Source organism: Streptosporangium sp. NPDC004631 (assembly GCF_053601935.1).
This window is the reverse complement of the sequence record NZ_JBSGCR010000010.1, coordinates 56,196-75,027: the sequence shown is the minus strand read 5'-3', so window position 1 is coordinate 75,027 and position 18,832 is coordinate 56,196. Positions and strand designations below refer to the sequence as shown.

At 71.8% G+C, this 18,832-nt stretch carries 20 protein-coding genes and 1 riboswitch; of the genes, 17 read left to right on the top strand and 3 right to left on the bottom strand.

Going from position 1 to position 18,832, the window contains the following annotated elements; genetic code table 11:
• The first annotated feature begins 38 nt into the window (after positions 1-38).
• The 8 genes from ACWEF2_RS12965 (at position 39) to ACWEF2_RS12930 (ending at position 8,785) form a co-directional block, all read left to right on the top strand.
• Positions 39-716 (top strand): response regulator, encoded by a 678-nt coding sequence (locus ACWEF2_RS12965; protein WP_453814753.1) that lies wholly within the window; start codon positions 39-41, stop codon positions 714-716.
• 185 nt (positions 717-901) lie between these two features.
• Positions 902-2,224: an NYN domain-containing protein gene (locus tag ACWEF2_RS12960; protein WP_453814752.1), complete on the top strand. Its 1,323-nt coding sequence runs from the start codon at positions 902-904 to the stop codon at positions 2,222-2,224.
• Between the two features lie 45 nt (positions 2,225-2,269).
• Positions 2,270-2,884, top strand: a complete 615-nt coding sequence (locus ACWEF2_RS12955) for a hypothetical protein (RefSeq protein WP_453814750.1) — start codon at positions 2,270-2,272, stop codon at positions 2,882-2,884.
• A 138-nt stretch (positions 2,885-3,022) separates the two neighbouring features.
• The gene (locus tag ACWEF2_RS12950; RefSeq protein WP_453814748.1) at positions 3,023-3,961 is read left to right on the top strand and encodes an NlpC/P60 family protein; all 939 of its coding nucleotides are present in this window, start codon (positions 3,023-3,025) and stop codon (positions 3,959-3,961) included.
• A 504-nt stretch (positions 3,962-4,465) separates the two neighbouring features.
• A riboswitch (cyclic di-AMP (ydaO/yuaA leader) is annotated at positions 4,466-4,624 on the top strand.
• A gap of 82 nt (positions 4,625-4,706) precedes the next feature.
• Entirely contained in the window at positions 4,707-5,216 is a 510-nt protein-coding gene (locus ACWEF2_RS12945; RefSeq protein WP_453814746.1) for a C40 family peptidase, read from the top strand.
• A 370-nt stretch (positions 5,217-5,586) separates the two neighbouring features.
• Positions 5,587-6,372: a hypothetical protein gene (locus tag ACWEF2_RS12940; RefSeq protein ID WP_453814744.1), complete on the top strand. Its 786-nt coding sequence runs from the start codon at positions 5,587-5,589 to the stop codon at positions 6,370-6,372.
• Positions 6,369-7,646: a M48 family metallopeptidase gene (locus ACWEF2_RS12935; protein ID WP_453814742.1), complete on the top strand. Its 1,278-nt coding sequence runs from the start codon at positions 6,369-6,371 to the stop codon at positions 7,644-7,646. The genes ACWEF2_RS12940 and ACWEF2_RS12935 overlap by 4 nt, the downstream gene beginning before the upstream one ends.
• The gene (locus tag ACWEF2_RS12930) at positions 7,643-8,785 is read left to right on the top strand and encodes a glycosyltransferase family 4 protein (protein ID WP_453814741.1); all 1,143 of its coding nucleotides are present in this window, start codon (positions 7,643-7,645) and stop codon (positions 8,783-8,785) included. The genes ACWEF2_RS12935 and ACWEF2_RS12930 overlap by 4 nt, the downstream gene beginning before the upstream one ends.
• 16 nt (positions 8,786-8,801) lie before the next feature.
• Here ACWEF2_RS12930 and ACWEF2_RS12925 read toward each other — a convergent pair whose 3' ends face one another.
• Positions 8,802-10,595: an AMP-dependent synthetase/ligase gene (locus ACWEF2_RS12925; protein ID WP_453814739.1), complete on the bottom strand. Its 1,794-nt coding sequence runs from the start codon at positions 10,593-10,595 to the stop codon at positions 8,802-8,804.
• 263 nt (positions 10,596-10,858) lie between these two features.
• Here ACWEF2_RS12925 and ACWEF2_RS12920 point away from each other — a divergent pair, with 263 nt between their 5' ends.
• The 5 genes from ACWEF2_RS12920 to ACWEF2_RS12900 all read left to right on the top strand — a co-directional run bounded on the left by ACWEF2_RS12920 (position 10,859) and on the right by ACWEF2_RS12900 (position 14,967).
• A complete protein-coding gene (locus tag ACWEF2_RS12920) occupies positions 10,859-11,296 on the top strand; it encodes an SRPBCC family protein (protein ID WP_453814737.1) in 438 nt (145 codons plus the stop codon).
• An 81-nt stretch (positions 11,297-11,377) separates the two neighbouring features.
• A complete protein-coding gene (locus ACWEF2_RS12915) occupies positions 11,378-11,815 on the top strand; it encodes a hypothetical protein (RefSeq protein ID WP_453814735.1) in 438 nt (145 codons plus the stop codon).
• Between the two features lie 72 nt (positions 11,816-11,887).
• Positions 11,888-12,832: an ROK family glucokinase gene (locus tag ACWEF2_RS12910; RefSeq protein ID WP_453814733.1), complete on the top strand. Its 945-nt coding sequence runs from the start codon at positions 11,888-11,890 to the stop codon at positions 12,830-12,832.
• Between the two features lie 18 nt (positions 12,833-12,850).
• Positions 12,851-13,612 carry an endonuclease/exonuclease/phosphatase family protein gene (locus ACWEF2_RS12905; protein ID WP_453814731.1) on the top strand — a complete coding sequence of 254 codons (762 nt, stop codon included), beginning with the start codon at positions 12,851-12,853 and terminating at the stop codon, positions 13,610-13,612.
• Between the two features lie 206 nt (positions 13,613-13,818).
• Complete coding sequence (locus ACWEF2_RS12900; RefSeq protein ID WP_453814729.1) at positions 13,819-14,967, top strand: hypothetical protein; 1,149 nt, start codon at positions 13,819-13,821, stop codon at positions 14,965-14,967.
• Between the two features lie 78 nt (positions 14,968-15,045).
• Here the strand turns inward: ACWEF2_RS12900 and ACWEF2_RS12895 are convergent, their stop codons facing one another.
• Together ACWEF2_RS12895 and ACWEF2_RS12890 are read right to left on the bottom strand one after the other, a co-directional pair.
• Positions 15,046-15,516: a hypothetical protein gene (locus ACWEF2_RS12895; RefSeq protein WP_453814727.1), complete on the bottom strand. Its 471-nt coding sequence runs from the start codon at positions 15,514-15,516 to the stop codon at positions 15,046-15,048.
• A 46-nt stretch (positions 15,517-15,562) separates the two neighbouring features.
• Entirely contained in the window at positions 15,563-16,327 is a 765-nt protein-coding gene (locus tag ACWEF2_RS12890; protein ID WP_453814725.1) for an alpha/beta hydrolase, read from the bottom strand.
• A 146-nt stretch (positions 16,328-16,473) separates the two neighbouring features.
• Here ACWEF2_RS12890 and ACWEF2_RS12885 point away from each other — a divergent pair, with 146 nt between their 5' ends.
• The 4 genes from ACWEF2_RS12885 to ACWEF2_RS12870 all read left to right on the top strand — a co-directional run bounded on the left by ACWEF2_RS12885 (position 16,474) and on the right by ACWEF2_RS12870 (position 18,790).
• A complete protein-coding gene (locus tag ACWEF2_RS12885) occupies positions 16,474-17,199 on the top strand; it encodes a lysophospholipid acyltransferase family protein (RefSeq protein ID WP_453814723.1) in 726 nt (241 codons plus the stop codon).
• A gap of 297 nt (positions 17,200-17,496) precedes the next feature.
• Positions 17,497-18,042, top strand: a complete 546-nt coding sequence (locus ACWEF2_RS12880) for a fluoride efflux transporter FluC (RefSeq protein WP_453814721.1) — start codon at positions 17,497-17,499, stop codon at positions 18,040-18,042.
• Positions 18,039-18,434, top strand: coding sequence for a DUF190 domain-containing protein (locus tag ACWEF2_RS12875; protein WP_453814719.1), 396 nt, complete (start codon positions 18,039-18,041; stop codon positions 18,432-18,434). The genes ACWEF2_RS12880 and ACWEF2_RS12875 overlap by 4 nt, the downstream gene beginning before the upstream one ends.
• Positions 18,431-18,790: a fluoride efflux transporter FluC gene (locus ACWEF2_RS12870; protein WP_453814717.1), complete on the top strand. Its 360-nt coding sequence runs from the start codon at positions 18,431-18,433 to the stop codon at positions 18,788-18,790. The genes ACWEF2_RS12875 and ACWEF2_RS12870 overlap by 4 nt, the downstream gene beginning before the upstream one ends.
• The last annotated feature ends 42 nt before the right edge of the window (positions 18,791-18,832 follow it).

Below are 18,832 nucleotides of genomic sequence, written 5' to 3'. Positions count from 1 at the left end.
GGACCGGCCGAGGGGCCGGGGTGGCTAACGTGACCCCCATGAGTTCACCGTCCCCCGATCCGGGGATCCGCGTGCTGATCGTGGACGACGACGCGCTCGTCCGCGCCGGGCTTTCGATGATCCTCGGAGGTGCCCCCGATCTCGTCGTCGTGGGCGAGGGCGCCGACGGGGCAGAGGTTCCTCACCTGGTGGCCGAGTACCGGCCCGACGTGGTGCTCATGGACATCCGGATGCCCGAGGTGGACGGGCTGGCGGCGACCGAGCGCCTGCGCGCCACCTCCCCGGCCCCCGAGGTGGTCGTTCTGACCACCTTCCACGCCGACGCCCAGGTGCTGCGGGCGCTCAGGGCGGGGGCGGCGGGGTTCCTGCTCAAGGACACCCCTCCGGGGGAGCTGGTCACCGCGATCCGCAAGGTCGGGGCGGGCCAGCCGATCCTGTCGCCCGCCGTGACCCGGCAGCTCATCGCGCACGTGGCCGACGGCGGTGCGGGGGCGCGCCGGGAGCGGGCCGTGGCGTCGCTGGCCGGGCTCAGCGACCGTGAGCGCGAGGTCGCGCTGGCGGTGGGCCAGGGGAGATCGAACGCGGAGATCGCCGTCGGGCTCCACATGAGCGTGGCGACGGTCAAGGCCCACGTGTCGCGGGTGCTGACCAAGCTGGAGCTGAACAACCGGGTCCAGATCGCGCTGACCGTCCACGACGCGGGCTACCCGGCCTGAGGCGCGTGTCACGGGTGGCCGGGGGTGTGCGTCGTCGGCAGGGCGGGGGGATGGCGGACGAGGGATGAGTGCCTGCTCAGGGGGGTGGGGAGAGGGCGGCGGGCGTTCGCGCTCTGCGGTGGGGTCGGGGGCGGAGTGCGGTAGCCGTACCCTTGACGTGAAGACCAATCCGAGTAGGGGCCGTGATGAGTTCAGCCGGAGAGGGCCTGTCTCGTCCGCTACCCGAGCAGGTTCGCTCGCACGTCGTGGAGCTGGCGTCCCAGATTCTCGGGTCGATGGCCGCCGCCGTGGTGCCCCCTCCGCTCAAGGGGATCGCCAGGTTTGACCCCCGCAAACGGGCCAAACTAGGTGGCGCGCCGATCGCCGCCCAACTGGAGAGCGACAAGAAGTTCCGGGAGCTGGTCGCCGAGGCGCTGGCCACGGGCTGGCCCGAGCTGGTCGCGAGCCTGGCCGACGGTGTGGTGCCGCCGGCCGCCGACCCCGTCCTGGTGGCCGCGGCCGCCTACCTCACCCGGCCACCCGGCTGGGTGGAGATGGTGGAGGCCGCCCGCAGGGACCTGGAGCGGTCGGCCGCCGCGGCCGAGGGCTCGGCGCAGGAACAGGCGCTCAGCCGGCTGCGTGAGCAGCTGAACGCCCAGAAGACCTCGGCGAAGGAGGAGACCGACCGGCTGCGCGAGCAGCTCAGGACGGCCCGTTCGGAGATATCCGACCTGCGCCGCAAGCTGCATGACGCCCGCGAGCGCGCCAGGGCGTCCGACGCGCGGGCCGCCGAGATGCGGGAGGCCGCCCAGGAGGCCAAGGCCGCCGCCGTGACCGCGGGGAGCGCGGGGGAGAGCGAGCTGCGCCGCCTCCGCGAGCGTCTGGCCGACGCGGAGCGGCAGCTGGAGGCCACCCGCCGGGCCGCCCGCGAGGGCCGCAGCGTGGAGGACACCAAGGTCCGCATGCTGCTCGACGCCCTCCAGGACGCCGCCGCCGGGCTGCGCAGGGAGCTCGCCCTGCCGTCCGGCATCCACCGGCCCGCCGACTCGGTGGCCTCCGTCGCACCGGGCAGGAACGGGGTCCAGGCGGTGCCCGCGCGGGCGCTCGCGGACGACGACCCCGCCCTGCTCGACCAGCTGCTGGCCTTACCGCAGATCCACCTGATCGTGGACGGTTACAACGTGACCAAGACCGGCTACGGCACGCTCACCCTGGCCGATCAGCGCAACCGTCTGCTCACCGGCCTGGGCGCGCTGTACGCGCAGACCCGTACCGAGCTGACCTGTGTCTTCGACGGTGCCGAGCTGAACGGCCCGGTGCCGGTTTCGGCACCCCGGGGGGTCCGGGTGATGTTCAGCGCCCCCGGCCAGATCGCCGACGACCTGATCCGTCAGCTGGTCCGCGCCGAGCCCGTGGGCCGGGCCGTCGCGGTCGTCTCCTCCGATCGGGAGGTGGCCGAGTCGGTCCGCCGGATGGGCGCCCGGCCGGTTCCCTCCACATTACTTCTACGGCGTCTCGGGCGAGCCTGAACCTTTTGGTCGTATGGTGCATCGGATCCCGTGGAGGTTGATTCGATGCAGAAGATCGTCATGCTGGTCTGTGCCGCCCTTGTCGCCGGTACGGCCGCCGCCGCCCCCGGTGTTCCCAAGGGGTTCCTGCTGTATGAGAAGGACGCGGCCAAGAAGGACAACGATCCCGAGACGAACTGGACGGTCAGCGACTCGGTGAAGACCCGGCTGGCGGTGGACCCCTGTGACAGGAGCGGTGTGGGCGGGGCGGGCCGTACGGCCGTCCGGACGGTGACGTTCACCGGTGTGCCGGACTTCATGAAGGTCGAGCAGGTGCTCCTGTACGGCTCGCGGGCCACCGCGGAGCGGGCCATGGCCCAGCTCCGCGCCGCGCTGACCGCGTGCGGGTCCAGGACGGACGCGGGGGCCGGCTACCGCTACGTCTCCGCGCCGGTGACCGGCCTCGGGGACGACGCGCTGAGGATCTCCGGGCAGGTCTACTACGGCGGGAAGACGGGGGTCGGCGGGGAGCGGAGCGTGGTGGTCCGCAGGGCCAACGCGGTGCTGGTCTACCTGTGGGCGGGGGAGTACGACCGGCCGGTCAAGCGGGACTGGGCCGTTCAGTTCCGGGACGCCCGCAGGATGACCGCCAGGGTTTGCAGCGTCGCGGCCTGCAAGTAAAGAACAAAACGGCCAAAAAGGTGAGCGATACCTTACCTGTTCTGTACTATTTCGCCCCAGGTCTTTGCATGGGGAGGCGGCGCCGTGGCCGTGGCGGGTATGCCGGTTGGGTTTGTGCGGATGCCGATGGTCGCAGGGGTGGCCCTAGCTCTGTTCCTGGTGCCGATGGGCGGGGCCTTCGCAGAACCGAAGCCGACGATCGCCCAGGCCAGGAAGAAGCTGGAGAAGCTCAACGACCAGGCCGACAAGGTTGTCGAGAGGTACAACCAGGCCGGCGAGAAGTGGAAGCGGGCCCGCAAGAGGTATCGGGCGCTGAACGGCGACCTCACCCGTCAGAGCGCGAAGGTCGCCGGGCTGCGCAAGGAACTCGTCACGATGGCCGTCAGCAGCTACCAGCTGGGCGCCGCCAACGGCTGGTCGGGCATGGTCGGCCGGCCCGACCCCGGCTCGCTGCTGAGCGGCCTGGCCGCCGTCGACCAGATGTCCGCCTCCCGCGCTCAGTCCCTGAACGCCTTCGAGGAGGCCACCAAGACGTTGCGCGGCAACCGCGACCAGGCCAGGGAGGCCCTGACCGAGGCCGATCGGACGCGTGACGAGCTGGCCGAGGAGAAGGCCAAGGCCGACAGGATGGTGAAGCTCCAGACGAAGGTGCTGCGCGATCTCGGCGCCTTTAGGACCGGCAACCCCAACAGCTCGGGGATCCAGTACAACGGCCCGGCGTCCGGCAACGCCCGGGCCGCGCTGAGCTTCGCCTTCGCCCAGGTCGGCAAGCCCTACCAGTACGGCGGCACCGGCCCGGGAGGCTGGGACTGCTCCGGCCTCGTCCAGGCGGCCTGGCGCAGCGGAGGCGTCAGCCTCCCCCGCACGACCTGGGAGCAGTGGAGCTGGGGGGCCGGCCGCAAGGTCTCCCTGAGCGAACTCCAGGCCGGTGACCTCATCTTCAGTGAGGGGCTGGGACATGTGAGCCTCTACGCGGGCGCCGGAAAGATCGTCCACGCCCCCCAGACCGGGGACGTCGTCAAGGTCGTTCCCCTGTCGGCCTACGGCCGCCGCCTGGTCGGGGCCGTCCGCCCCTGAGCCCGCCCCCTCAGCGCCCCGCTCGGCCCTCAGCGCCCCGTCCGGTGCCGCTGGAGCGTTCCACGGAAGGGTCCGCTGGATCGTTCCGCTGGGAGGACTGAGCGCGGCTGAGGGCCGGCGGATGCGCGCGGCCTCGCGGCGATCCCGGAGAGCGGGGTGGGCATGGCGGGGCCGAGAGTGGCCCGTGGGCCGTACGCGGAGGGTGAGAAGGTCGCCAAAGATGTGACGTACGCGACAGGAGAGGCGCTTTCCGAATAATGATCCGGAGGGTGTGACGAGAGTCATATTCGACCGATGAAGTCGCCCCCGAGCAGGTCTTCCGTGGGCGCGAGAAGCGTTATTTGATCTTTAAACTTTGTGAGGGCTTTGCCGAAACGTGATGATCAGAGTAGCTTCTGGCGTCGCGGCGAGTAAGCCATACCGTCGCGCCGAGCGTCGGTCCCCCAGGCCGGCTTTCCGATAGAAATCCAATTGGTCGCCGTTCCTCCAAGGGGTCCGCCCCACCACGGTGACCTGCCGAATTCGTGCAGCCAGGAGGCATGGAGCCGGGGAACCAATAGGCCGTCAACCTACGGTCAGGGGTGAATCGACATATCTGTGTCGTAGGGCGTCTTCCCAGCCCGAATCCGTCAGCTAACCCGGTAGGCATCAGTGGAAGTCCCAAGGAGAAATCCTGTCTACCACCCTGCATAACCTTCGTTTGTCACGCCTTTTTCGTCTTTCCCTCGGTGGGTTTGTCCTCACGTTGACCGCCTCAACCGGGGCGGTCACGCTGGGACCCACGGCGGCGGGGGCGGCGACGGACAGCGCGGCCGCGGTTCAGGTCGGGAGCACGGCGAAGACTCACGTCAAGCGCACGGCCAAGACCGCGATGAACAGGGCCGCACGGCAGAGGACAAAGGCCAGGAAGGCCGTATCGGTGGCCAAGCGGCAGATCGGCGATCCGTACCGGTGGGGAGCCACCGGTCCCGGCGCGTTCGACTGCTCGGGCCTTGTCCAGTACGCGTGGCGCAAGGCCGGCGTCTCCCTCCCCAGGGTCACGTACAGCCAGTACCGCGTCGTCAGGAAGAAGGTCTCATGGAGCAGGTTGCACCCTGGTGACCTGCTGTTCTTCTACGGAAAGGGCCACGTGGGCATGTATGTCGGCCACGGCAGGATGGTCCATTCGCCGAGCAGCGGCAAGACGGTCCGGATCGTGAGGCTGAGGGGCTACTACAGGTCCTCCTTCGCCGGAGCCGTCCGTCCGGGCGGCTGACAGCGGGACACGGCCCCGTCCATCCGGTTCGGGGCACAGCCGGAGAGTTGACCCCATCGTGGTCGCCGTGGAGGGGGACAGGTGTCCGGACCGTTCAACGTCGAACGGCGTTCTCGGCGCGTCGCGGAGCCGGGTCGCGGGAACGCCGCCCGTGCCGTCCGCGCCGTGGCCGATGGGGCCGGACCGGAGCCGGCCGGACGTGGTGACACCACAACCCGCTCCGGAGGAGATGGGTAACAGGTAGAGGAGGCGGCTCCACGATCACGCCTGTGATCGTGGAGCCGCCTCTCCTCGACCGCCCCGGCCCGGTTCGCCGGCGGTGTCCCGGCGGACGCGACCGCCGGTCGCCGGTCCACTAGCATCGGCTGACATGTCGCTCCCGAGAGGGCGCCGTGCCGTGCTCGCCGGGATGCTGACGCTGGTGGGCGCGGGTCTGGCCGCCGACGCGCGGCCGGTGTCGCAGGGGGTCCGCGACCTGTGGCCCGGCGCCGCCACCGTGGTCCGCGGCGAACGCTCCCTCGTCGCCGGTCACCGCGTCCCGCTCGCGGAGCTGCGGGATCTGGCCGCGCGGGCCGACCGCGCGGCCCGGATCGTCGGCGAGGTCTGGGGGCCGGTCCGGGCGGTCGTCCTGTTCCCCGCCACCGACGCGGAGGCCGCGGCGCTCGCGGGGACCTCCGCCACCGGTGGCCTGGCCGCGATGACCGTCGCCGACCGGGTGATCATCCTGCCGACGGGGTACGCGAGGCTCAGCGCTACCGGCCGGGACGTGGTGATCGCCCACGAGCTCACCCACGTGGCCACCGGCGCGATCCGGGGCGGCCGGGTGCCCATGTGGCTGTCGGAGGGGTTCGCCGACTACGTCGGCTACCGCGACGCCGGGATCCCGGTCCGGGTGGTCGCCGCCGAACTGGCCGAGGAGGTGCGTGCCGGTGCCCTGCCCACCCGGCTCCCCGGCCCCGCCGACTTCGCTCCCGGCGCCTCACGCGCCGCCCAGAGCTACGAGGAGGCGTGGCTCGCCTGCCGGTACATCGCGGAGCGCTTCGGTGAGCGGGCGCTGGTGAGGCTTTACGGTAGCGATGTGGGCGGCGTGCTGGGTCTGTCGCGGGCCGAGCTCACCGCCGCCTGGCGCGACCACCTCCGGAGGGAACTCGGATGACGCGGACCGTGACGGACACGCCCTCGGGGCTGAGAGGCGCGGGATGGGCGCTGGCCGTCCTCGGCGCGGCCACGCTGGTGGTCGTGGCGCTGACCACGCCCTGGCGGGCGCTGCCCGCCGACGCCCCGCCGGTCGCGCCGGATCCGGCCCGTGACTTCACCGCCGCCCAGATCGCCCGCTCCGAGTCCTTCGACGCCGCGGTCGGCGCCCCCGGCTACCTGTCGCTCGGCCTGACCCTGATCGTGGCGGGGGCGCTGGTGGGCACCCCGCTGGGCGCGCGGCTGCTCGGCGGGCTGCGGGGGCCGTGGTGGCTGCGGGTGCTGCTCGGTGTTCTCCTGCTGTCGGCGGCCGTGGAGGTCCTGCGCTGGCCGCTGGGTATGTGGTCGGAGACCCACCTGCGCGAGTTCGGCCTGTCCACGCAGGGCTGGCCGGCCTGGTCGGCCGACCGCGTCAAGAACATCGCGGTCAGGACCGGGCTGCTGGCGATCATGGTGCTGGCGGTGGTCGCGCTGGCCCGCCGTTACCGCCGCTGGTGGATCCCCGCCGCGATCGGCGCGTTCGCGCTGACGGTGCTCGCCTCCTTCGCCTACCCGGTGGTGATCGAGCCCATCTTCAACGACTTCACGCCGATGCCCGCGGGCCGGCTCCGCGACGACCTGCTGGCCATGGCGGCCAGGGACGGCGTGCCGGTCGAGGACGTGCTCGTCGCCGACGCCTCCCGGCGGACCACCGCGCTCAACGCCTACGTCTCGGGGTTCGGCGCGACCCGCAGGATCGTGGTCTACGACACGCTGCTGCGAGCCCCCGGCGACCAGGTCGAGCTGGTGGTGGCGCACGAGCTGGGCCACGCCAAGGCCGGGGACGTCCTGTACGGCACGCTCGTCGGCGGCCTGGCCGCGGCCTGCGGGGCGTGCCTGCTCTACCTGCTGACCTCGGCGGGCCCGGTACGGCGACGCGCCGGAGTCGCCTCACCGGCCGACCCGAGGGCGGTGGGCCTGGTGATGGGGGTGCTGACCTTGGCCACGGTCCTGTCGGGACCGGCGCAGAACCTGGTCAGCAGGCACATCGAGGCACGGGCCGACGCGCACGCGCTGGACCTGACGGGGAAGCCGGTGGTGTTCGCCGCCATGCAGAAACGCCTGGCGATCACCAATATTTCCGATTTGTCGCCCAGTGCTATTGAATACCTGATCTATGCATCTCATCCCACGACGCCGCAGCGCATCGCGATGGCACGTTCCTGGGCCCTGCTGAACGGCATGCGGGAGCCGTGAACCGTACGCTGATCGTCACCAACGACTTCCCGCCCCGGGCCGGGGGGATCCAGTCGTTCGTGCACGGCCTCGCCGCGGGACGGCCGCCGGACTCGGTGGTCGTCTACGCCCCGAGGTGGCCCGGCTGCCCGGGCTTCGACGCCGGGCAGCCTTACCCGATCGTGCGCCACCCCACCTCGCTGATGCTGCCCGTCCCCGCGGTCGCCCGCCGGGCGGCGGGGCTGGTCGCCGAGTTCACGTGCGACACCGTGGTGTTCGGGGCGGCGGCCCCGCTCGGCCTGCTCGCGCCGGACCTGCGCGCGGCCGGGGCGCGGCGGATCGTCATGATCACCCACGGCCACGAGGCGGCCTGGGCCGGGGTCCCGGTCGCGCGGCGGCTGCTCGCGAGGATCGGCGGCCACGCCGATGTGGTGACCTACCTGGGGGAGTACACCAGGCGGCGGCTGGCGAGGGTGATCCCCGGGGAGAAACTGGTACGGCTGGCTCCCGGCGTCGACACCGGCGTCTTCCACCCCGGCGCGGGCGGGGATCGGGTACGGGCGGCACTGCGCCTGGGGGATCGGCCGGTGGTGGTCTGCCTGTCCCGGCTGGTGCCCCGCAAGGGGCAGGACATCCTGCTGCGGGCCTGGCCCGAGGTGCTGCGGGCGGTGCCCGGCGCCGTGCTGCTGATCGTGGGCGGCGGGCCGTACCGCGCGACCCTGGAACGGCTGGCCCGGCCGCTGGGCGACTCGGTCAGGATGACCGGGCCGCTCCCGTGGTCCTCGCTGCCCGCCCACCTCGACGCGGGAGACGTGTTCGCCATGCCCTGCCGTACCAGGCTGGGCGGCATCGACGTGGAGGGGCTCGGCATCGTCTACCTGGAGGCGTCCGCCAGCGGGCTGCCCGTGGTGGCGGGCGCGTCGGGCGGTGCGCCCGACGCCGTCCTGCCGGGGGAGACCGGCCTGGTGGTGGACGGAACCTCCCCCGAGGGGGTGGCCGGAGCCCTCGTCGGCCTGCTGCGGGATCCGGCGGCGGCCCGGGCGATGGGCGAGCGCGGGCGCGAGTGGGTCCGGCGCGACTGGGACTGGAGCCTGGTCGCCGACCGATTCGCCCGCCTGCTGGCGGTGCCGCCGGACACCAGGGCGGTCACGGGGGCTTAGCCCCCGGAGCCGCGTGTCAGCCGTACAGGGAGTCGATCTGCCTGGCGAAGTCGCGCGTCACGATGTTGCGCTTGACCTTGAGGGTCGGGGTCAGGTGCCCGCTCTCCTCGGTGATGTCGATGTCGAGCACCGCGAACTTCTTGATCTGTTCGGCCTTGGAGACCGACCGGTTGGCGTCGTCCACCGCCTTCTGCACCTCGGCGAGGATCGCCGGGTCGGTGCTGAGGTCGGCGACGCCGGCGCCCGGCCTGCCGTGGGCCGTCCTCCACTGCTCCAGGGCCTCGGGGTCGAGGGTCACCAGCACCCCGACGAACGGCCTGTCGTCGCCGACCACCAGCGCCTGGCTGATCAGCGGGTGGGCGCGGATGCGGTCCTCCATCGGGCCGGGGGCGACGTTCTTGCCGGCGGCGGTGACGAGGATCTCCTTCTTGCGGCCGGTGATCCGCAGGTAGCCGTCCCCGTCGAGCTCGCCGACGTCGCCGGTGTGGAACCAGCCGTCGGCGTCGACCACCTCGGCGGTGGCCTTCTCGTCGTTCCAGTAACCGGAGAAGACGTGGCGCCCCTTGACCAGCACCTCGCCGTCCTGCCCGATGCCGATCGTGACGCCGGGGAACGGCTTGCCGACGGTGCCGATCTTGTTGGCGCCCGGCTGGTTGACCGTGGAGGGCGCGGAGGTCTCGGTCAGGCCCCATCCCTCGAAGACCTCGATGCCCACGCCCCGGAAGAAGTGGGCGAGCCGCTCGCCCAGGGCCGAACCGCCGGACACGGCGGCCGTGAGCCTGCCGCCGGTGGCCGCGCGGAGCCTGCCGTACACCAGCCTGTCGAACAGGGCGTGCTTGAGCGTGAGCCCGAGCCCGGCACCGCCGGTGGACCGCGCCCGGCTCCAGGCCATCGCGGTGGCGGCGGCGGCGTGGAAGATCTTGCCCTTGCCCGCGGCCGAGGCCTTCTGCTCGGCCGCGTTGTAGACCTTCTCGAACACCCTGGGCACGCCCAGCAGGAAGGTCGGACGGAAGCTCTGCAGGTCGGGGGCGACGTTCTTCATGTTCGCGGTGTGCGCCAGGATCGTGCCGGTCTCGACCAGCACCACCTGGATCATGCGGGCGAAGACGTGCGCGAGCGGGAGGAACAGCAGCGCGGCCCGGCCGTCCACGGTGAACAGCGGTTCCAGGGGGCCGGCCGCCACGTTCCTCGCGGTGAACAGCAGGTTGTCGTGGGTCAGCGCGCAGCCCTTGGGGCGGCCGGTGGTGCCGGAGGTGTAGACGATGGTCGCCAGGTCGGCCGTGCCGCACCCGCCCCTGCGCCCGGCGAGCGTCTCGTCGGTCACCTCGGCGCCGCTCGCGGCCAGCTCGCCGGTGGCGCCGTCGTCGATGTGCCAGAGGTGCTTGAGCTCCGGCAGGTCGGACATCGCCTCGCGGACGGTCTCCCGGTGCGTGTCCAGCTCCACGAAGACGGCCTTCGCGCCGCTGTCGGAGAGGATCCACCTGACCTGGTCGGACGAGGAGGTCTCGTAGATCGGCACGCTGGCCGCGCCGGCCGCCCAGATGGCGTAGTCGATCACGGTCCACTCGTAGCGGGTGCGTGACATCAGGGCCACCCGGTCGCCCGGCTCGACGCCGGCCGCGATCAGCCCCTTGGCCACCGCGGCGACCTGGTCGCGGAACTCGCCCGCGGTGACGGCGGCCCAGCCGTCGCCGGCCTTGCGGCGCAGGACGACGGTGCCCGGCTCCTGTTCGGCACGGTGAAACACCGTGTCGGTGAGGTTGGCGGAGGCGGGGACATCCACCAGAACGGGGACGCTGTACTCGCGCACGGGTCACTCCTGCGGGAAACGCGGATCGATGGGCTGCCTGGAGATCGTCCCGAGGTGCTCCGCGAGGGTAGATCCGTCACCCAGGCGTGGCCGGGGGCGATTTCACGGTATCAGTCTTGCCCCGCCGGGCCTCCGGACCGTGTTCGCGTCGCCCGTGTCGCATCTGATTCGTTACTTATGTCCATATTGGCGGGTGGTGTGGCGAGTCCCTGAGCGGTGAGCCGTGCGTTCGCGAGGAAACGGCGAACGAGTACGGTATGCCCATGGCTGATCGCACCACCTCCACCATTACGATCGGCGCCGGCCGGTCCACCGTCATGAGGACGATCGCCGACTTCCCGGCGTACCCGGAGTGGGCGGGCCAGGTGAAGTCGGCGCGGGTCCTGTCCGCCGGGCAGGACGGCAGGCCGGTGCGGGTCCGGTTCGTCCTGGACGCGGGCGTGATCAACGACGAGTACACCCTCGGCTACAGCTGGCACGGCGACGAGTCCGTCGAATGGAGCATCGTCGAGGCGGGGAGGATGGTCTCCGGGCTCACCGGGCGTTATCGCCTGGCCGATGCGGGCAGCGGTACCGAGGTGACGTACGAGCTCGCGGTGGACCTCAAGGTTCCCATGATCGGCATGATCAGGCGGAGGGCGGAGAAGGTCATCATCGACACCGCCCTGAAGGGGCTGAAGAGGCGCGTCGAGAGCGCGTGACACGGCGGGTAGGCCGTCATGTCCGAGATGCCGTGCTGCATGCGGGCCTTCTCCGGGTACGGTTCGAGACGGGAGGGCCTGATGACTGAGAAGACCGGAAGAACCGAGAAGCCCGAGAAGGGCACGGACCCGCTGGGCGACGCGGCCGAGGAGGCGTTCAAGCTTTTCGACGCGCTCCAGCAGAAGGCGGCCAGGGAACTGGGCAGGAGCCTGATCCGGGGCACGGTGACCGGGGTCGGTGGAGTCTTCTCCGGCTCCCCCCGGAGCGGGCGGGACGTGTGGGGGGAGGCGGTCTCCGAGCACGACGAGTACATCTGCCGGGCCTGTCCCGTCTGCCGCGCCATGGCCGCCCAGCGTGAGTCGGGTGGCGCGGTCGCCGACCACCTGGTGCGGGCGGGCGGCGAGCTGTTCGCGGTGTTCAAGTCGGCCGTCGACGGGCTGAACAGGCCCTCGTCCGGCGGGCGGGAACGCGAGCGCGACCGGGCCGAGGCTCCCGCGGAGCACGTCGACCTGGGCTGAGCCCGGGGGAAGAGGTCTGGGCTGAGTCCAGAGGGAGCGGCCTGGGGTGAACCCAGGGGGAGAGGACGGACAATGGCGCTGACCATCGGCGTTGACATCGGCGGCACCAAGATCGCGGCAGGGGTCGTGGACGAGGACGGTCAAGTCGTCGCGCATCTGCTGCGGCCCACCCCGGCCCGGAACTCCGAGCAGGTCGCCGAGACGATCGCCGAGGTCGTCGCGGAGCTCGTCGAGGGCCGGGAGATCGAGGCCGTGGGACTCGGCGCCGCGGGGTTCGTGGATGAGACCCGGTCCGTCGTGCGCTTCGCGCCCAACCTCGCCTGGCGCGAGGAGCCCCTGCAGAAGAAGGTCTCCGATCTGGTCGGCCTGCCCGTCGTGGTGGAGAACGACGCCAACGCCATGGCGTGGGGCGAGGCCAGGTTCGGCGCCGGGCGCGGTGAGACCCACCTGGTGTGCGTGACTGTCGGCACCGGGATCGGCGGCGGCCTGGTGTTCGACGGCACGCTCTACCGGGGCCGCTGGGGTATGGGCGCCGAACTCGGCCACATGCAGGTCGTCCCCGAGGGGCGCCTGTGCGGGTGCGGCAACCTGGGCTGCTGGGAGCAGTACGCCAGCGGCAACGCCCTCGTCGCCGAGGCCCGGCAGATCGCCGAGCGCGACCCGGCGCGCGCCGCCGGGCTGCTGGAGCTCGCCGGCGGATCGCCCGACCGCATCGAGGGCCAGGCGGTCACCGAGGCGGCCCGGCGGGGGGACCCGGCGGCACTGGCCGCCTTCGCCACGCTGGCCGCCTGGCTCGCCCAGGGCCTGGACGACCTCGCCGCGATCCTCGACCCCGGCTGCTTCATCCTCGGCGGCGGCGTCTCACGCGCCTCCGACCTCTGGATCGACCAGGTCCGGGAGAACTTCGCCCGCAACCTGACCGGCCGGGGGCACCGCCCGGTGGCCGACATCCGCCTGGCCGAGCTGGGCGCGGCGGCGGGCGTGGTCGGCGCGGCCGACCTCGCCCGGCTCCGCTGAGGCGGGGCTGAGGCGAAGGTGCTCTCCGGACGGGGCGGGGGAGCCGTGCCGCTCAGAGTCGCCAGCTACAACGTGCGTTCCATGAGGGACGACGTCGCCGCGCTGGGACGGGTGATCACCGCGCTCCGCGCCGACGTGCTCTGCGTGCAGGAGGCGCCCCGGTTCCTGCGGTGGCGTCGCAGGCGCGAGCGGCTGGCCGCCTCCGGAGGCCTGACCGTGGCGGCCGGGCGGCGCTCCGGCGGGGTGGCCGTGCTGACCGGGCCGGGTGTCCGGCTGCTGTACGGCGAGGGACACCTGCTCAGGCGCTTCCCCGGTCTGGAACGGCGCGCCATCGCCATCGCCGTGGTCGAGACCGGGGGGCGGCGGGTGGCGGTCGGCTCCGTTCACCTCGATCTCGACGCCGACGCCCGGTCGTACCACGCGGGTGAGGCCCTGACCCTGCTGCGGGCCGCCTCCGACCGCTTCGGCGCGCTGCCGGTGCTCGCCGGGGACATCAACGAGCAGTCCCACGAACCGGCCTGGCGGCGTATCGCCGAGCGGCTGGCCGACTGCTATCCGGTCTCGCCGTCCGGTGACGGCCTCACCTTCCCCGCGGTGCGGCCCCGTGAGCGCATCGACGCGATCTTCGCGGCGGCGGGTCTCTCGGTGGTCTCCTGCGGCGGGGCCGGAGCCGACCCCGCCGACCTTCCGCTGGCCACCGACCACCTGCCGGTGGTCGCCGAACTCACGGTCTCCTCCGGGGAAGGCGTCCTGCCCGGCCGAGCCGGCCGGGACGGGTGAACCCGCCTCGGGCGCTTCCGGCGTCGATCCCCGCCCTGACCTCCGTCCCGGCCTCGACCCCCGTCCCGGTGCCGGTGCCGGTCGCGGGGGCGACCTCGGTGAAGACGGCCGTTGAACCCCAAGGATCGGGCACGATACGCTCCGCACACTTTCCCGAGATCTCCATCCGGGCGGCAAGTCGGGGAGCCGGGCACGCGGGAGGGGTTGTGCGCCGTACCATTTGGGGCATGACCCGTCGCCTTCCGCGGCGTGTGCTGGCGCTGTGCGCGGGAGGTCTGCTCCTGCCGGCCTTCTCTCCGCCGGCCGCTCACGCCGATCCCGTCAGCCCGCCCGTGGCGGAGGCATGGCAGGCGCCGACCAGCGCGCGGCTGAGCAGCGACGGGTCGCTGTCCGATGTGGCGGGGATCTCCGCCGGTGACGTCTGGGCGGTGGGCCAGCAGAGCGTCTGGGACATCTGGCAGAGCCGGGGCGCGATCACCCACTGGGACGGCGCGGCCTGGACCGAGGTCGGCATCCGCAACGACCCCACCGGCGCGGGGCTGCTGCGCTCGGTCGCCGCAGCCTCCCCGACCCGGCTGTGGGCCGTCGGTGAGGGCCACGACGGCATGCCGTACCTCGCGGCGGGGGACGGGACGGGCTTCGACCGGGTCGTCGTCGACAGGCTGCACGCGGGTGACTGGCTGGGCGGGGTGGCGGCCGTCCCCGGCCGGATGACCGCGGTCGGCCGCCGGGACCGGCAACCCCTGATCGTCGCCGAGTCCGGTGGCAGGTGGAGGCTCACGCAGCTCACCGGCAAGGGCACCCTGTACGGCGTGGCGCTGGCCGGCAAGGGCGACGGCTGGGCGGTGGGGGACACCGGCGGCAGGCCGTTGATCACGAAGCTGTCCGGCGGCCGATGGAAGGCCGTGGCGGCCCCCGACATCCCGGGCGGCTATCTGCGTGACGTCTACCTCGACGGGGCGAAGCGGGCGCTGGCCGTCGGCGGCGTCTACCGGCGGTCGGGCGGGGTCAGCCCGCTGATCCTGTCCTGGAACGGCAAGAAGTGGTCCCGGATCTCCCTGTCCGGCGACGACGTGCGCCTGTACGGCGTGACCGGCGACCGCAAGGGGCACTTCTGGATCTCAGGGGTGGACATGGACCGGCCGGGCGAGGCGTTCCTGCTCCGTTACGACGGTCACACGGTCAAGACGTTGCGCGGCGCCACCGCCGACACCCCGCGGACCATCAGGCTCCAGTCGGTGACCTATCTCCCCGCCACCGGCACCGTGTGGACCGTGGGCCACGTGGTGGACGCCCAAGGCCGTTACACCGACGTGATCGAGCGGTTCGGCACCCCGGAGCGGGCCAAGCCGTAGCGCCGGGCGGGCCGGGCACTCCCGGTGTGGAGGCCCCCGATGAGCGGCCCCGGGAAACCCTCGGGTGACCGCGGACCCTCAGATGACCGCGCCGTCGTCCCAGCCGGAGTCGTTGGGCGGCCCGTCCCCCATCCGCACCACCAGAGCCACGAAGCCGCCGATGAAGACGGCCACCGCGGTGAACAGCATCCAGCCCTGCAGTTTCCAGTTCAGGGCGGCGCTGAGCAGCAGGTAGGCGGGCCCGCCGAACAGGCCCAGCCAGGCGATCTTGGTGGTGGTGTCGGTCCTGGGGAGAGGGGGCGGGGGCGGGGGCACGTAGTGGCCCTCGTCGTCGGGGTCGGTCTCCTCGTCGTCGATGAGGTCGGTGAACTCCTCCTCGACCGAGGGGGGCCGTTCCTCCTCCGACTGCTTGACCACCCGCCGGGGAGGCTCGACCGGCAGGTTCTCGCTGTCCGGCCAGGGTTGGTCGGCCGAGTCGAGCTCGGCGGTGTCGTTGAAGGACGCGACGATCTGACGCCAGACCTCGTCCTCATCGCTTTGAGGTGTCACTTAGCCGGCCCGTCCCTCCCGGAGACCGCGCATTCCCCACTCGCGTTCAGTCTCCCTGCAAGGGTACAGAGGCGTTCGCTTTGATGAACTCCAGGCTCCCCGCAAAGATCCGATCCGCATCGTTGTCGAGAGTCGCGACGTGGTAGCTGTCGTTGAGCTCCACAACACTAAGGTTCCCCCCGGTCAGCCTCTCACGCAGGATACGTACACTGGCCGGTTTGACGACATGGTCCTGCGGACTGTGGAAGACCAGCACCGGCCGGGTGATCTTGTGAAGCTCCGCGCGGGTCAGTGCCCACAGCCGGGGGAGGGTGGCGGCGGCCCTTACCGGCGTCCGCGAGTAGGCGAGTTCGGTCACCCCCTCCTTCTTGATGTCCCCGGCCACTCCGGGCACCGACCGGACCACCAGCCCGAGGAGGGGCGCCAGCGCCAGCAGCGGCACGTCGTTGGCGACCGAGGGGTTGACGACCACCACCCCCCTGATCCCCTCGCCGTGCACCTCGGCCAGCCGCAGCGCCATGCAGCCGCCCAGCGACAGACCCGTCACGAAGACCTCGTCACAGTCGCCGCGCAGGTCGGCCAGGGCCTTGTCGAGCTCGGCGTACCAGTCCTCCCAGCGGGTGCGGCCCATCTCCTGCCAGGTGGTGCCGTGCCCCGGCAGCCTGGGCAGTGTCACGCTGAGGCCCGCCGAGGCCAGGTACTCGCCCCAGGGGCGCAGTGACTGGGGCGACCCGGTGAATCCGTGACAGAGCAGGACCCCGATCTTTCCGCCCCTGTGGTGGTACGGCTCCGCGCCGGGCATGACTGGCATCGCAGCTCCTTGTAGGTTCGCCCGATCGTCGCATGCCTGGGGCGTATTTTGCGAGAGGTCGTTTTGGGGGGTTTGGTGAGGTAGGTGCTCCGGCTTGGAGATGGGAGGATGATCCCAGGTCCCCCTGCCGACCGAAGGAGCCTCACGTGTTCTATTGGGTGGTGAAGGCCATCCTCTGGCCCTTCCTCCATCTCGTCTTCCGCCCGTGGGCGGAGGGCGTGGACAACGTGCCACGGGAGGGGCCGGTGATCCTGGCCGGTAACCACCTGTCGTTCGCCGACCACTTCTTCGGGGCGCTGTTCCTGCCGCGTAAGGTGATCTCCCTCGGCAAGTCCGACTACTTCACCGGCCGGGGGGTCAAGGGTTTTCTCAGCCGGGCCTTCTTCAGCGGTGTGGGCACCGTCCCGATCGACCGCTCGGGCGGCAAGGCCAGCGAGGGGGCGCTCCGCACCGGCAAGCGCATTCTCGCCGAGGGCCAGGTGCTCGCCATCTACCCCGAGGGCACCCGCTCCCACGACGGGCGCCTCTACAAGGGCAAGACCGGCGTGGCCCGGCTGGCCCTGGAGGCGCGTGTCCCCGTCGTTCCGTGGGCGATGGTCAACACCTTCGAGATGATGCCCCCGGGCCGTCTCCTCCCCAGGCTGGGCATCCGCCCGGGGGTGAAGTTCGGCAAGCCGCTGGACTTCTCCCGCTACTACGGGATGGAGGAGGACCGCCTCGTCCTGCGCGCCGTCACCGACGAGATCATGTACGCGCTGATGGAGCTCTCCGGCCAGGAGTACGTCGACAGGTACGCCGCGAGCGCCAAGGTGGAGGCGGCCCGCAAGGCCAGGGAGTCCCGCAAGGCCGGGGAGACCCGCGGGCCCGCCTAGCGTTGTGACCGGGAACGTTCCCCGGGGCGCGCGCCGCCGGGCGGCGATCGGGCCGGGGTCGCCGCTCGCCGTACCGGTGCCGTGGAGGACGGTCACCTCGGAGAGGGGAAGTGGTCACCGTATCGGCTCCTATCGGTGGTCGAGGGTGGTCGTTATGATGAAGCCGACGACCTCCGTGCGATGTGCGAGAGGCCACGGCGGTGGGGCCCGCCGGCTCCACCGACCCGGAGCAGACCACGGCGGCGACCGTCAACGGTCCCTATCAGATACGTTCCGTCGTGCTGGTGGGAGAGTGCCATGTCCGAGACACCCGATCGTCGTCCCCCAGGTCTTCCAACGGGCTCCGGCGGTGATCCGCGAGCCGTCCCCCGGCGGGCGGAGCCCCGGCGGCCCCGGCAGGCGTGGCGGTCCTGGCGGATCTGGCGGGCCCAGTGGGCGACGCTTGGGGCGATCTCGGCCGGTGGGGTGATCGGGGCGCTGACCCGCTACGGGATCAGCGCGGCCCTGCCGCATCCACCGGGGGGCTTCGCCTGGGCCACGTTCCTGGTCAACGTGACCGGATGCCTGCTGATCGGCGTGCTGATGGTGCTCGTCACCGAGATCTGGCAGGCGCGTCCGCTGGTCCGCCCGTTCCTCGGGATCGGGGTGCTGGGCGGGTTCACCACCTTCTCCGCCTACATCCTCGACGTCGGCCAGACGGTCGCCGCCGGCTCCCCGGAGACGGCGCTGGCCTACCTGGCGAGTACGGCGGTCGCCGCCCTGGTGGCGGTCCATCTCGGCGCGTCGGCGATCCGCCTCCTCATCCGTCCCCGAATCCGTCCCCGAGGCGAGGAGCGGTCGTGAACATACAGGGGCCCGCGCTCCGACTGACGATCTTCATTGGCGAGACCGGGCAGTGGCGTCATCGGCCGCTGTACCACGAGATCGTGCACCGAGCCCATCAGGCCGGCCTGGCCGGGGCCAGCGTGATCCGCGGCATCGAGGGATACGGCGTCTCCGACCACATCCACACCACCCGGATCCTCTCGCTGTCCGGCGACCTTCCGCTGGAGATCATCATCATCGACTCGGCGGAGGCGATCCGGGCGTTCCTTCCTCAGCTGGAGGAATTGGTCACCGAGGGACTGGTCGTCGTCGAGCCGGTCGAGGTGGTCCGTCACGCGGGCAGGACGGTGGCGCCCCCCGAGCGGACCGGGCGGACCGAGGAGGCGGAGAAGACCGAGGGAACCCCGTGACCCTGCTGCTGGTCGCCCTGGGCGCGGCCCTGGGAGCGCCGCTGCGCTACCTGACCGACCGCGCGATCCAGATCCACTACGACGCGACGTTCCCGTGGGGGACCTTCACCGTCAACGTGGCCGGATCGGCGCTGCTGGGCTTCCTGGCCGCGCTGCCCGCCCACAGCGCGATCCTGGCACTGGCCGGGAGCGGGTTCTGCGGCGCGCTGACCACCTACTCCACCTTCGCCTACGAGACGGTACGGCTGGCCGAGAGCGGAGCCCGCCTGCTCGCGGTCATCAACGTCGCCGCGAGCGTCACAGCCGGTCTGGGCGCGGCCTGGTTCGGCATGGTTGTGGCTCAGGCGCTCGCCTGAACTGCGACGATGTGGAAATCGGGGAGAATCTGGAGGGTGTCG